The following is a 13,123-nucleotide window of genomic DNA, read 5'->3' on the forward strand; positions in this document are numbered from 1 at the left end:
ACGCTCCTTTCCATCTTGCGTTTCGACTCGGATGACGCAGTTTATAGCGACAACGTCTGAGTGAAAGAGGCCGGGAAGAAAAAAGATGGGTATGGTTCAGAAAATCGAAGAAAAACTTCGCGAAGCCTTTGATCCAACAGAGCTTTCGGTGGTGGACGACAGCGAGTCGCACCGCGGTCATGCCGGATATCAAGACGGAGGCGAAAGTCATTTCCAAGTGGTGATAGAGGCCCCTGCCTTCAAGGACATGTCGCGCATTGAGCGGCACAGGGCAGTTCACCGGGCCTTGGGGCCCGATGTGATTAGCCGGATTCATGCTTTGGGGCTGACCATTCGATAGCCCGACGACCGTCTACTCTGCAGCAGTGGCCTGCGCCTTGAGCCGTGCAGCCCGTTCCGCGAGTACGGGAATGGGACGCGCGATTTCACTCGGTGAGCGGTTTTTAAAGCCGTCCGCATAAAGCGGCGTCACGGTTGGGGCCGCGCCGCTCTTGGCCCCCGGTTTTGGCATGGGGGACGTGATCAAAGGTGTGCTGGAAAAGAAACTCGCGTCGGGTTCCGGCGCCTTTTCAAGTCGTTCCGGGGCGTCCGTGTCACTGTGTAACGGCCCGAAATCCTTACCTTCTTCCAAATCGGCAACAGCCTCTTTCGGAGGTGTTGGGACCGGATCGGTGACAGGGACTGCGGCGACCGGGGCGACCGGGGCAGGTAAGGCCGGTGGCCTGAGCGTTGCTTCGATCTCGGCCACGTTGACCTCTGGACGCGCGGCGTCTTGGGTCTCTTTCGGGCGTCGAAAGACCAGCATGTTCTGAAAGACCGTAACCTTCGAAGTCAGACCTTGCCGCTCTTCAGCGGGCAAAGTGTCGGCGCGCAAGTATTCCCATCCCTCCGCGCCAAGGTCATTCATCAGTGTTTGCAAAGCGTTGGCAAACCGTGCCCGAGGTCCCTTGACCCCGCGTGCCCGCGCACCTTTTACCGGCGCTGGCACAACCTTGTATTCATAAACAATCATTTCGCCCTCGCGAGCCCCACCAAGCGGAGCCTAACACGCACGCGGCCGTTTAAATAGTTTTAACCATGAAACGCACTGTCCCGAACTGGTTAACAGCCCGCGAGCGGGTGGTTCTCGGGCAAAGTCGAAGAGGTACAACTGATGCCCATGTGATGCTCACGCGGGTCTGCATGATGCGAGCCAGTTCCGAGGCCCCGGATCACATCCGGGGCTGCGTTGGCGCGGGGCGCTCTTAGTCAGCCAGCTTTTTCGCGACGATCTCGTTCACGGCCTTGGGGTTGGCCTTGCCGCCCGTTGCCTTCATCACCTGACCGACAAACCACCCTGCGAGTTTTGGGTTCACCTTGGCCTTTTCGACCTGAGCGGGGTTATCGGCGATGATCTGATCGACGGCGGCCTCAATCGCGCCCGTGTCGGTGACCTGTTTCATGCCGCGTTCTTCGACGATCTGGGCGGGGTCGCCGCCTTCGGTGTAGACGATCTCGAAGACATCCTTGGCGATCTTGCCAGAGATGTCGCCCTTTTTGATCAGAGTGATGATGCCCGCGATTTGGGCTGGGGTGACGGGGCTGTCGGCCAGTGATTTGTCGTCTTTCTTTAGACGCCCGAAAAGGTCGTTGATCACCCAGTTGGCGGCCATCTTGCCGTCGGTGCCGTCGGCGACCTGTTCAAAGAACGCGGCGCTTTCAGGCTCGGCGGTCAGGACCGAGGCGTCGTAGTCGGACAGGCCAAGGTCGGCCATGAAGCGGGATTTCTTTTCATCCGGCAGTTCCGGCAACGCGCCTGCGATGTCGTCGACCCAGCCTTGTTCGATTTCCAAAGGCAACAGATCAGGGCAGGGGAAGTAGCGGTAATCATGCGCCTCTTCCTTCGAGCGCATCGAACGCGTTTCGCCCTTGTCCGGGTCATAAAGGCGGGTTTCCTGCACGACCTCTCCACCGTCTTCGACGATGGCGATTTGGCGGCGGGCCTCGACCTCGATCGCTTGCTGGATAAAGCGCATGGAGTTCATGTTCTTGATTTCGCAGCGCGTGCCGAGGTGCCCGAAATCGCCAGTTTCGCGGTATTTCTCATAGGCGCCAGGTGAGCAGATCGACACGTTCACGTCCGCGCGCAGGTTGCCGTTTTGCATGTTGCCGTCGCAGGTGCCGAGGTACCACATGATCTGGCGCAGTTTGGTGATGTAGGCGGCTGCTTCCTCTGGTCCGCGAATGTCTGGGCGGCTGACGATTTCCATCAACGCGACGCCTGTGCGGTTCAGGTCAACAAAGGACATATGCGGGTCCATGTCGTGGATGGATTTGCCGGCGTCCTGTTCAAGGTGGATGCGCTCGATGCGCACAACGCGCGCGGTACCGTCACCCATTTCGACCAGCACTTCGCCTTCGCCCACGATGGGGTGGTACAGCTGGCTGATCTGATAGCCTTGGGGCAGGTCGGGATAGAAATAGTTTTTGCGGTCGAAGGCCGATTTCAGATGGATTTCGGCCTTGAGACCCAGACCGGTGCGGACGGCCTGCGCGACGCATTCCTCGTTGATGACGGGCAGCATGCCCGGCATGCCTGCGTCGACGAATGCGACGTTGCTGTTGGGTTCTGCCCCAAATTGAGTCGAGGCACCAGAAAACAGCTTGGCCTGTGTCGCGACCTGCGCATGGACCTCCATCCCGATGACAAGTTCCCAGGCCTGTTTTGCCCCTTGGATGGTCTTGGGTTTGGGCGTGTCGAAAGTGAGGTCGAGCATGGGTGTTGTCCCTTGGCCAAAGCGCGGTCGATTTGGTGGGTTTTAGGGGTAGGTTGAGTGGGGAGCAAGATAGCCTGAGAGTGTTTTGCGCGGGGCGGGCTGGACGCGACCGAGGGTGGGGGCGAAGCCCGCGCGTTACGCAGGCGGCGTGCCTATGACACGACGGGGTGGTCGGGGCTGCCCGGCGGTGCCGCCGGGCGTGTCCTTAACCGACCACCGATTGCGCTAAGGCGATCCAGAGCGGGATCGACAAGATGGCGATGGGTGTACCAAGGCCGGTCGAGGAACCGACATAGGCAGACGGGTTCGCCTTGGGCAGCGCGGCACGCATGGTCGGTGGACCGGAGATGTCCGAGCTTGAGGCGGCCATGACCGACAAAAGGACAATTCCACCCGCCGAGAACCCGGTCAGTTCATGCGCCACCACACCGGCCGCAAAACCCAAGCCACCATGAATGAAAGGGGCCGTCAGGCCATACAGGATGTAGGCGTGTGCCACACCGCGCAGTTCAGACAGGCGCGACCATGCCTCCATCCCCATGATTAGCATCAGGATCGACAACAGGCCCCGAAACAGCGGCTCGTAAAAGCTTTCATAGACTGATTGCGGCTGAGTAAAGATACCAAGGACCAGACCGAGGACGAGCGCGGATATCGCCGGGCTGCGAAAGGTGTCGGTCAGGATGCCGGTGATCAGGCCCTTTTGAATATCAGGCTTGGGGGCGGACAAGGTGGCTGTGCCATCAGCCGATGGCGTTGCTGCGCGCCGTGCCTCTGCAAGTTTGGCCATGACGATCGCTGTGACCAAGGCGGCGATATCCATGAACGGATAAAGCGCGCCGATAAAGCCCTCGTAGGTGATGCCTTCTTCGTCCAGCACAGCCATGGAGGCGGCCAGCGTGGATGCTGACACGGCACCAAAGAGACCCGCCGTGGCTAGACCGTCTGTTTGTGAGACGCCCCGTAGCCGGGCAAGCGTGACCGCGCCAAGTGCGACGATGGCAATGCCAACGACAGTCGCGCCAATGGCAGGGACGATCAGGTCGGTCAGATTAGCCTCTTTGACCGAGATGCCGGCGCCAAGGCCGACTTTGAGCAGAAGCAGAATGACTATGAATTTGTAGACCGGCTCCGGCACCTCGAATTTCGAGCCCAGAGCCGCCAACAGCATCCCGCCGATCAAGAAGGCCAAAGTTGGTTTTTGCAGTTGCTCTGCAATGGTCGTCAGGATCGTGACAAGAATTTCCATAGTCGCCCTCTTGTTGCGTTCAAGGGGAGATAGGCTTTGCACGAACAGAAGAAAAATATAACATTCTTCATCTTTTATTCTATAAAACTGAAATATGGCGCAGTTGAATTACCATCACCTAAAGTATTTCCGCGAGGTCGCGCGCGAGGGGCATTTGGGCCGCGCGGCTGAGAAGCTGAACGTATCACAATCGGCTTTATCCATGCAGATCAAGCAGTTGGAAGAGCGACTTGGTCATGCTTTTTTTGACCGCGTTGGGCGGTCACTGGTTTTGACCGAGGCGGGCCGCATCGCGCTCGACCATGCCGAGCGGATTTTCGGAGCGGGGGAAGAGTTGCTGGCTGTTCTGGGTCAGCAAGGAGAGGCGGCGGCACCGTTGCGCGTCGGCGCAGCGTCGACATTGTCGCGCAACTTTCAGCTACAATTCTTGCGGCCATTGCTGGGAGGTGAGGTCAATGTCGTCCTGCGCTCTGGATCGAACCGGGTTTTGATGGCCGATCTTGAAGCGCTGGCGCTCGATGTGGTTCTGACAACAGAGGTTCCGGATGCGGGTACGACGGGGCTGGCGGCACAAAGGATCGCAGAGCAGGCGGTTTTGCTACACGGCGTTCCGGAACGGATGAGGTATGGCACGCTCAAAGAGATGATCGGGTCTGAACCGCTGATCCTGCCAACTGAGTCCGTCATTCGGCCCCGCTTTCGGCATCTCGCCGAGCAGCTGGGCGTCACGCCGCGGATCGCGGCAGAGGTCGATGATATGGCGATGGTGCGGCTTCTCGCGCGAGAAGGGATCGGGCTTGCCGTGGCTCCGATGGTTGTTCTGGCGGATGAAATCGCTGCTGGTCTGGTTCATACCGCGCCGTTTGATCTTGGGATCAGCGAGCCGTTTTTTGCGGTGACCCTGCCGCGCCGATTCCCGCATCCCGCACTTGCGCCGCTTTTGGCAGCGCAGGGATGATGTCCTGATCTTCTAGCCGTTTTGTCTAGCGGGGCGTTTCCATAACCAAAAGCATAAGGGTTTGCTCAGACAGTGCCTGATAGCGGTGCGGCGGTGTGGGCCGCAGCCTGAATCGCGCCGGTCGCCGGGCTGATGACCCGCAACATTCCGATCACCGTACCGGCTGGAATCATGGCCGTTGTGATCGCGTGGAACCTAGGCCTTTAAGAAGGCTCAAAAAAGCTGAAACGCGGGGCGCATTTTCGAGGACACCAGCGTGTAGTTCGGCTCACCGAGCGCGATCACCTCGCGTTTGAGGATTTCGATACCTTCATCGCTGTTTTTCGGGAGCGATGAGGCCGAGATCGGTTCCCCGATTTCAATGTGATAAGGTTGTCGGTCCTTGTTCAGCGTCTCATAGAACAAGGTGATGTCGCGCAGCGTTGGGTGCAGGAAGTCAAACAGGTAGAACAACGACGAGTTCCGGGCGCGGATATTGACCGGGATGATCGGCAAATCGAATTTCCGCGCGATCATGGCCGCTGAGGCCATCCAAGGCCGTTCGTAAAGACGAAGACCCTTGCGCTTGGCCAAACGTCCGGCAGGAAAGATCACGCCAAGGCGGCCTTGCTCGACAGCTTCGCGGGTGAACTTCATCGTCTCGCGGGTCTTCGCATGACTGCGTTTTTCAAGACGCCATTCGACGGGGGCGATCATCGTCGCAAACTGCGGCATCACCTTCATGATGTCCGCGTTGGCGTAATAATAGGCATCGGTGCGCACCGGGCTGATCGCGTGATTCAGCATGATAGCATCGGCGATACCTGTTGGGTGGTTGGCCACGATCAGCGCCGCGCCAGATGCAGGCACATTGGTCAGCCCCTTAAGCGTAACGCGCTTGGCGAGCATATCCGCCAGCTCAACCATCATCGCCTCTGATGTCATGGGGTCGAGACGTTCGCCGATCTCAAGACTACGTTCGTAGGACAGGGTCTTGTCCAGCACGGGTTTGGCCATCTTGGCCCACAGAGTGTTGCGAAACAGCCAAGGTGCCCGTTCTTCGATCAGAGGGTCGATGCGCTCGCGCAAACTGGTCATGGACGACACCTTTTTGTCTTTCACAGCCCCGTGAGGCTGGTCGTGGTGCAAAAATCGGCCATTTGTCTCCGGGTTTCAAGGGGAAGCCCCCTAGAAGCCAAGCAGAAGACCGCCAAAGGGCGGCACACCGTCAGCCTTCGGCAGCTTTTGATTTGCCGGTGTAACGGTTGTGTGACGCGATTGTTCCTGAGTCTACTGACCTTAGGTCACGCGGAGAGCAGTCGCGCGACCATTTCGCCGGTGTCCCGTGACAGGCCGGGTTTTGCCTGCAGCCGTCCCAAGGCTTCTTTTGCCAAGGATTGACGGTCTGCGTCATAGCGAGCGATGGCATTGAAGGCTGTGGTCATTCGCGCCGTGGTTTGCGGGTTCAAATCGTCCAGTTTGATCAACCAATCGACCAGCAGGTTGTAGCCTGCGCCCGAGGCATGGTGGAAGCCCGCGGTGTTGCCGACCATCCCGCCAAAGAGCGCGCGGAAACGGTTCGGGTTCTTAATGTCGAAATCCGGATGCTCTGCGAGGGTTGCTGTGACTGTGGCCGCATCTTCCGGACGCGCGCCGCCGGATTGCAGGCCGAACCACTTATTCACGACTAGACGTTCGTGCGACCAGCGCGCATAGAAATCAGCGAGTTCGTCTTTGGCGATCCCCTGACGGACCAGCGCGTTCAGCGCGGCCAGAACCTGCGTCATGTTTTCCTGGGCGCCGTATTGTGCCCGTGCCTGTGCGCCGCCATCAAGCCGGGTGATCAGGGCTAGCATTGTGTTGGCCAGCGCGCGTTTTCCGATGGCTTCCGGGTTCGGGCTGTACGGGCCGGGGACCTGATTTTGCGCGTAAAGACGCGGCGTGACGTCCTGCATATGCTGCGCGATCGCAGTGGCGAGCGTCTCGCGGGCATCATAGACCGCCTGTGGGTCCGGCGTATGACCGGCATCTGCCAAGGATTGGGCGATATCGTTGTCGCTTGGCAGTCCAAGCGCGAAGGACCGGAAGTCAGGATCAAGCGTATCGTCGCGCGCCACTGCCGCCAGCCCGTCGAGGAAGGATGTGCGTGGCGGCGTGCCTTCGGTGATCATCGAGATGAGGGTCGATTTAGCCAAAGAGCGCCCTGCCTCCCATCGGGTGAAGGGGTCGGTATCATGGGCAAGAAGATGAGCGCGGTCGGCGTCGTTTTGATCGCTTGTCAGGATGATTGGGGCCGAGAAGCCGCGCAGCAGGCTGGCGGTGGGCGCAGTCCCCGAGGGTTGAGCGGGGGCCAGCCCCCGCACCCCCGGAGTTTTTTCGGAAAGATGAAGATCGGAACTTATCCAGCCAGCGCCTTCGCGTTGCAGGGTGATGGTCTGTTCGTCTTGGGTCAGTTCCAACAGGGTTGTCGGCAGACTCTGTGATCCGTCTGCTTCGATCAAGCCGAAAGCAATGGGGATCACCAAGGGGGATTTGTTGTCCTGTCCGGGTGTGGGCGGGGTCGATTGGCTGAAGGTCAGCGTCAGCGTGTCGCCAGAGTAGTCCTGTTTTACGGTCACGCGGGGTGTGCCTGCCTGTGCGTACCATTGTGCAAAATGGCCGAGGTCGCGGCCAGTTGTGTCTTCAAAGACCTTGATCCAGTCCTCGATGGTGCAGGCCTGACCGTCATGGCGGTCGAAATAGAGGTCCAGCGCCTTGGCATACGCTTCTGGTCCGACAATCGTGCGCAGCATGCCGATGATTTCTGCACCCTTTTCGTAAACGGTCGCGGTATAGAAATTGTTGATCTCGACAAAGCTTGCCGGCCGCACCGGGTGGGCAAGAGGGCCGTTATCTTCGGGAAATTGCGCCGCGCGCAAGGTGATTACGTCGCTGATCCGTTTGGTTGCTGCGCCACGGACGTCCGATGTGAATTGCTGATCGCGGTAAACGGTCAGGCCCTCTTTCAGGCAGAGTTGGAACCAATCGCGGCAGGTGATGCGGTTGCCGGTCCAGTTGTGGAAGTATTCGTGGGCGATGATCGCCTCGATCCGCTCAAAATTGCCGTCCGTCGTCGTGTCGGGATGGGCCAACACCGCGGATGAGTTGAAGATGTTCAGCCCCTTGTTTTCCATCGCGCCCATGTTGAAATCATCGACAGCCACGATGTTGAAGATGTCGAGGTCATAAGCGCGGCCATAGACGTCTTGGTCCCATTTCATCGAGAGTTTCAGCGCCTCCATGGCGAAGGCGGTTTTGTCCTGATCCCCGTCGCGGACGTAGATGTTGAGCGCGACCTCGCGGCCTTCCATTGTTGTGAAGCTGTCGGAGGTGGCGTGCAGGTCACCAGCGACCAATGCAAAGAGGTAGGCTGGCTTTGGCCATGGGTCGTCCCATTCGGCGAAGCCTTCGCCGAGAGCGGTCCGGTTGCCATTCGACAAAAGCACCGGTTCTGATCCTTCGATACGGACCTTGAAGGGAGCCAGCACATCGGGGCGATCCGGATAATAGGTGATCTTGCGAAAGCCTTCGGCCTCGCACTGGGTGCAGTACATCCCGTTGGACATATAAAGCCCTTCAAGCGCGGTGTTTGCGCTTGGGTTGATCTCAACCTCGGCCTCCCAGACGAAAGGGGCGTTCGGGACGTCGCATGTCAGGCCGGTGTCTGAGACCGTCGGCGATACGGGCGTGCCGTCGATGCTGGCAGAGATCAGGGTCATCGTCTCCCCGTCCAAGGTAAACGGGCCAGGGGCCTCTGGGTTCGGACGAAACGCGATGCGGCTGATGACACGCGTGGCGGTCGGGTCCAGTCGGAATGTCAGATCAACCTGATCTACAAGGTAGGCCGGGGCGCGATAGTCCTTGAGGTAGATTGTCTGCGACTGGGATTGAGGGGCAGCGTCACGCATGTGGGTCTCCTTTGATGCGGAGCCTAGCGGTTCGTCGGGCGGGGGCAAGCGCGTGTCGGCAACTTGTACGGGCGTTTTGGACATGGGCAAGCGGACGTCGTTGATCTAGCGTTTGGGAAAATACCGATCAGGGGAGGTGGCGATGCCAGACGCAAAGCCAGAGGACAGTCACATCAAAGCCCGCGCAGCAGAGTTGCTGGCTCAGATGACGGTTGAGGAAAAAGCGGGTCAGCTGACGCAGTATTTCGCCTTTCCCGGCGCAGATGAGCAATTGGCAGGCGTTGAGGCAGAACTGCGTGCCGGGCGGGCCGGGTCGCTTTTGTTCGTGTCAGAGGCTGCCGAGATTGACCGTTTGCAGCGGATCGCCGTCGAAGAGACCAGACTAGGGATACCCCTGCTTTTTGGCTATGACGTGATCCACGGGTTCAAGACCGTGATGCCAGTGCCCTTGGCCATGGCGGCAAGTTGGGATCCCGAAATGGCCGAAACGGCGCAAGCGATTGCTGCAAAAGAGGCGCGCGCCATTGGGCTGCATTGGGCCTTTGCGCCCATGGTCGATATTTGCCGTGATCCGCGTTGGGGGCGGATGATCGAAGGGGCAGGCGAAGACCCCTATCTGGGCAGCGCGATGGCCGCAGCGCAGGTACGCGGATTTCAGGGTCACTATATCGGCGCGCCGGATCGGCTGATCGCCGGGCCCAAGCACTTTGCAGGCTACGGCGCGTCGCTCGGCGGACGTGACTATGACGAGGCCGACCTGTCCGAGACCGAGCTATGGAATGTCCATTTACCGCCCTTCAAAGCCGCCATTGAGGCCGGCGCTGGCAATATCATGAGCGCCTATATGGGGCTGAACGGGGTTCCTGCTTCGGGCAACAGGTGGTTGCTGACAGACATCTTGCGCGATGCTTGGGGCTTTGATGGCTTTGTCGTGACCGATGCGGGTGCTGCGGCGGATCTTGAGACGCATCACTTTGCGGCCAACAAAGAGGATGCTGCCATTCGCGCATTGGAGGCCGGCGTCGATATGGAAATGGCTCCGCCACGCGAAGGCGGGTCTGCCTTTCGGACACTCCCCGAGGCACTAAAGGCTGGGCGGATCAGCGAAGCGCGGCTGGATGAAGCGGTCCTGCGCGTACTTGAGGCCAAGTTGCGGATGGGACTTTTTGAGCAGCCCTATGTGGATGCCGAACGAGCGCAACGCGTGCTCAATGCGCCAGAGCATCGCGAGGTGGCACGGGTCGCGGCTGAGCGGTCGGTGGTTTTGCTCAAGAACGCTGGTGATCTTTTGCCGCTGTCGCGGGATGTGGGATCGATCGCGGTGCTGGGACCGTTTGCCGATGCCGCACGGGATATGGCAGGGCCGTGGATATTCAGACAGGACGATAGCGAAACGGTGACCGTGCTGTCCGGCATCCGCGCCGCTGTCGGCAATGACACGCGGGTTGATCATTCGATCGGGGTGTCGGTTCCGAAACGGATGCACCCGTCAATCTTTGAGAACCCGTTTTCGCCGCCTCTGCCCGAAATCACGGTGGACGATGATGTCGAAATCGAACGTGCGGTTGCGCTGGCCACAGAGGCGAACGTTGCGGTTCTGGTGCTGGGCGAGGCGCAGATCATGATCGGCGAACATGCCTCGCGCTCAACCCTTAATTTGCCGGGGCGGCAGCAGGAGCTGCTGGATCGTGTGCTGGAGACCGGCACACCCACCGTCTTGTTGATCATGACGGGGCGGCCGATGGATCTAAAAGGCGCAGAACCGGATGCGCAGATGATGATCTGGTATCCAGGCACAAGCGGCGGCGAAGCAGTCGCCAACCTGCTCTTTGGGGATGCGGTGCCGGGCGGGAAGATGCCTTACAACTGGCCGCGCAATATCGGTCAGATTCCGCTGCCCTATGCCCATCTGCGGTCGTTCAAACCCGAAGAGGAGCACATGCGCTATTGGAATGAACGCAATGAGCCGCTTTACCCGTTCGGTTTTGGGCTCAGCTATGCGCGATTCAGCTATGCCAATCTGCGGCTGTCCAGCGACCGCATGGCGGTCGGCGAAACGCTGAATGTCAGTGTCGATGTGACCAACGTTTCTGAGATCGCGGCAGATGAGGTGGTTCAGCTTTATATCCACCAACGCTTTGGCACCTCGGCGCGGCCCGTGCGGGAATTAAAAGGGTTTGAACGTGTTCAAATCGGTGCGGGGCAGACGCGGACCGTGGCATTTACCCTGACGCCGGATCAACTGCGCTATTGGAGCGCGGTTGTGCGCGACTGGGTGCAGGATGCGACGGAAATCGATGTTTTCGTCGGTGGGTCTTCGGATGCGGACCTGACCGCGCGGTTCAAGGTCACCGCCTAAGCCAAATGCGCCCGATCGCCGCTTTGATTTGCGCGGCGGCCTGACTAGGTCGCACGTCATGACAGGCATTCTTTGGTACAAACGCGATTTGCGGGTGACGGATCACGCGGCGGCCTCTGCAGCTGCCGCGGCTGGTCCTGTGGTCTGTTTGTATATCGTCGAACCGGGATACTGGGCGTTGCCGGATACCTCTGCTCGGCAATGGGCCTTTATCCGCGAATGCCTTGAGAGTCTGCGTGCAGAGCTTGAGGTGCCGCTTTTGGTGCGGGTGGGCGAGGCGACCGAGGTGCTTGAGGCGGTGCGTCAGGAAATAAGTGCGACGCATCTGTTTTCTCACGAAGAAACCGGCAACCTGTGGACCTTTGAGCGTGACAAAGCCGTTGCGCGCTGGGCGCGGCAGGCAGGGGTCGAGTGGACCGAACTGCCCCAATCCGGCGTTGTCCGGCGGTTGAAGGGGCGTGATGGATGGGCCGCGCGCCGCGAACGCTACGTGCGCAACCCGACGATCCTGAGGCCACGGTTGCAGGGGCCGTTCCTGAACCCAGGGGCAATCCCGACAGCGCAACAGCTTGGCCTCATCGACGACCCCTGTCCGGGACGACAGCGCGGTGGGCGCGAAGCGGCCCTGACCACGCTGGGCGGGTTCCTGACCAAGCGGGGTCAGACCTATCGCAAGGCGATGTCCTCCCCGGTTGACGGCGAATGGGCCTGCTCGCGGCTGTCGCCTTACTTGGCCTTGGGCGTCCTGACCGGGCGCGAGGCGGCGCAGGCGGCGTCTGGTCGCAAGGCAGAGATACCTGCTGGTGCGCGGGACGGGTGGAAAGGGTCCTTGAATTCCTTCACCTCTCGGCTCGCATGGCGAGATCACTTCATGCAAAAGCTCGAGGACGAACCGCGTATTGAGACGACTTGCCTGCACAGCGCTTATGAGGGTTTGCGCAGCGGCTCAGACCCAGAGCGATTGGCGGCTTGGGCAGAGGGGCGCACGGGGCTTCCGTTTACCGACGCCTGCATGCGGTATCTGCGGCATACGGGCTGGCTGAATTTCAGAATGCGGTCGATGCTCATGGCGGTGGCGTCCTATCACCTCTGGCTGAATTGGCGGGATACGGGGATGATCCTCGCGCGGCTTTTTACGGACTATGAGCCGGGCATTCACTGGAGCCAGACGCAAATGCAATCCGGCACCACCGGTATGAATACCGTGCGCATCTACAATCCCGTCAAACAAGGCAAGGATCAGGACCCGACCGGGGTGTTTACCCGTCGGTGGGTGCCGGAACTCGCCGATGTGCCGGACGAATTTCTCCAAGAACCGTGGAAAATGGGCGGTGTTGCGGGATATCCCGATCCCATCGTGGATGTCGCCGACGCTGCGCGCGCGGCGCGTGAGAAGGTTTTTGCCGTGCGTCGCGGCGACGCTTTCCGAAGTGAGGCGCAGGCGATTGTGACCAAACATGCCAGCCGCAAAAAGGACCGTGGCTTTCGCCGGGATCCTGTCCCAAAGAAAGATCCAAAAACCCGCGCACCGGATGCGCAGTTGAAGTTCGACTTGTGACGCGGCTTGTCCTTCATCTTTCCAAAAATACCTCCGGGGGTGTGGGGGCTGGCCCCCACTGACAATGGGATGACACATGGCCAAACACCGCAAAAAGGGCGATCTGCCTGAAAAGACATGTGCCACCTGCGGACGCCCTTTCACTTGGCGCAAGAAGTGGGAAAAGGTCTGGGAAGAGGTGCGCTACTGCTCTGAGCGGTGCAAACGCGAGCGCAACAAGGCTTCGGGTTAGGTTTTCTTACCTGAAATTGGTAAAGTTCTTTGACCACCTCTGTTGCTGATAGGAAACTTCCGTTCTAGTTTGCGGCATACAACGG

The 13,123-nt window shown here is 59.7% G+C and carries 10 protein-coding genes; 5 read left to right on the forward strand and 5 right to left on the reverse strand.

Annotation, left to right across the window (positions count from 1 at the left end):
• The first annotated feature begins 85 nt into the window (after positions 1-85).
• Entirely contained in the window at positions 86-340 is a 255-nt protein-coding gene (locus tag FE702_RS01655; protein ID WP_147124483.1) for a BolA family protein, read from the forward strand.
• A gap of 12 nt (positions 341-352) precedes the next feature.
• Here FE702_RS01655 and FE702_RS18500 read toward each other — a convergent pair whose 3' ends face one another.
• The 3 genes from FE702_RS18500 to FE702_RS01670 form a co-directional block, all read right to left on the reverse strand.
• Complete coding sequence (locus FE702_RS18500) at positions 353-1,012, reverse strand: DUF4177 domain-containing protein (protein ID WP_222611780.1); 660 nt, start codon at positions 1,010-1,012, stop codon at positions 353-355.
• Positions 1,013-1,244: 232 nt separating this feature from the next.
• Positions 1,245-2,756 (reverse strand): Asp-tRNA(Asn)/Glu-tRNA(Gln) amidotransferase subunit GatB, encoded by a 1,512-nt coding sequence (gatB, locus tag FE702_RS01665; RefSeq protein WP_147124484.1) that lies wholly within the window; start codon positions 2,754-2,756, stop codon positions 1,245-1,247.
• A gap of 205 nt (positions 2,757-2,961) precedes the next feature.
• Entirely contained in the window at positions 2,962-4,005 is a 1,044-nt protein-coding gene (locus tag FE702_RS01670) for a sodium-dependent bicarbonate transport family permease (protein WP_147124485.1), read from the reverse strand.
• A 94-nt stretch (positions 4,006-4,099) separates the two neighbouring features.
• On the opposite strand from FE702_RS01670, the gene FE702_RS01675 reads away from it, so the two are divergent.
• Positions 4,100-4,963 carry a LysR family transcriptional regulator gene (locus tag FE702_RS01675; RefSeq protein WP_147124486.1) on the forward strand — a complete coding sequence of 288 codons (864 nt, stop codon included), beginning with the start codon at positions 4,100-4,102 and terminating at the stop codon, positions 4,961-4,963.
• A 213-nt stretch (positions 4,964-5,176) separates the two neighbouring features.
• On the opposite strand, the gene FE702_RS01680 is transcribed toward FE702_RS01675, so the two are convergent.
• Positions 5,177-6,040 (reverse strand): 1-acyl-sn-glycerol-3-phosphate acyltransferase, encoded by an 864-nt coding sequence (locus FE702_RS01680; RefSeq protein WP_147124487.1) that lies wholly within the window; start codon positions 6,038-6,040, stop codon positions 5,177-5,179.
• Positions 6,041-6,246: 206 nt separating this feature from the next.
• Positions 6,247-8,889, reverse strand: coding sequence for an aminopeptidase N (gene pepN, locus FE702_RS01685; protein WP_147124488.1), 2,643 nt, complete (start codon positions 8,887-8,889; stop codon positions 6,247-6,249).
• A 142-nt stretch (positions 8,890-9,031) separates the two neighbouring features.
• On the opposite strand from pepN, the gene bglX reads away from it, so the two are divergent.
• From bglX to FE702_RS01700, 3 genes are all read left to right on the forward strand, one after another.
• A complete protein-coding gene (bglX, locus tag FE702_RS01690; RefSeq protein ID WP_147124489.1) occupies positions 9,032-11,248 on the forward strand; it encodes a beta-glucosidase BglX in 2,217 nt (738 codons plus the stop codon).
• A gap of 58 nt (positions 11,249-11,306) precedes the next feature.
• The gene (locus FE702_RS01695) at positions 11,307-12,806 is read left to right on the forward strand and encodes an FAD-binding domain-containing protein (protein ID WP_147124490.1); all 1,500 of its coding nucleotides are present in this window, start codon (positions 11,307-11,309) and stop codon (positions 12,804-12,806) included.
• 76 nt (positions 12,807-12,882) lie between these two features.
• A complete protein-coding gene (locus FE702_RS01700) occupies positions 12,883-13,038 on the forward strand; it encodes a DUF2256 domain-containing protein (protein ID WP_147124491.1) in 156 nt (51 codons plus the stop codon).
• Positions 13,039-13,123 lie beyond the last annotated feature (85 nt).

It is taken from the genome of Shimia ponticola, from assembly GCF_007995215.1.
GTDB lineage: Bacteria > Pseudomonadota > Alphaproteobacteria > Rhodobacterales > Rhodobacteraceae > Shimia_B > Shimia_B ponticola.

What these genes read in the sequence shown, in the direction of transcription:
- FE702_RS01655 (WP_147124483.1), top strand. Translation starts at nt 86, where the DNA reads ATGGGTATGGTTCAGAAAATCGAAGAAAAACTTCGCGAAGCCTTTGAT.
- FE702_RS18500 (WP_222611780.1), bottom strand. Translation starts at nt 1,012, where the DNA reads ATGATTGTTTATGAATACAAGGTTGTGCCAGCGCCGGTAAAAGGTGCG.
- gatB (WP_147124484.1), bottom strand. Translation starts at nt 2,756, where the DNA reads ATGCTCGACCTCACTTTCGACACGCCCAAACCCAAGACCATCCAAGGG.
- FE702_RS01670 (WP_147124485.1), bottom strand. Translation starts at nt 4,005, where the DNA reads ATGGAAATTCTTGTCACGATCCTGACGACCATTGCAGAGCAACTGCAA.
- FE702_RS01675 (WP_147124486.1), top strand. Translation starts at nt 4,100, where the DNA reads ATGGCGCAGTTGAATTACCATCACCTAAAGTATTTCCGCGAGGTCGCG.
- FE702_RS01680 (WP_147124487.1), bottom strand. Translation starts at nt 6,040, where the DNA reads ATGACCAGTTTGCGCGAGCGCATCGACCCTCTGATCGAAGAACGGGCA.
- pepN (WP_147124488.1), bottom strand. Translation starts at nt 8,889, where the DNA reads ATGCGTGACGCTGCCCCTCAATCCCAGTCGCAGACAATCTACCTCAAG.
- bglX (WP_147124489.1), top strand. Translation starts at nt 9,032, where the DNA reads ATGCCAGACGCAAAGCCAGAGGACAGTCACATCAAAGCCCGCGCAGCA.
- FE702_RS01695 (WP_147124490.1), top strand. Translation starts at nt 11,307, where the DNA reads ATGACAGGCATTCTTTGGTACAAACGCGATTTGCGGGTGACGGATCAC.
- FE702_RS01700 (WP_147124491.1), top strand. Translation starts at nt 12,883, where the DNA reads ATGGCCAAACACCGCAAAAAGGGCGATCTGCCTGAAAAGACATGTGCC.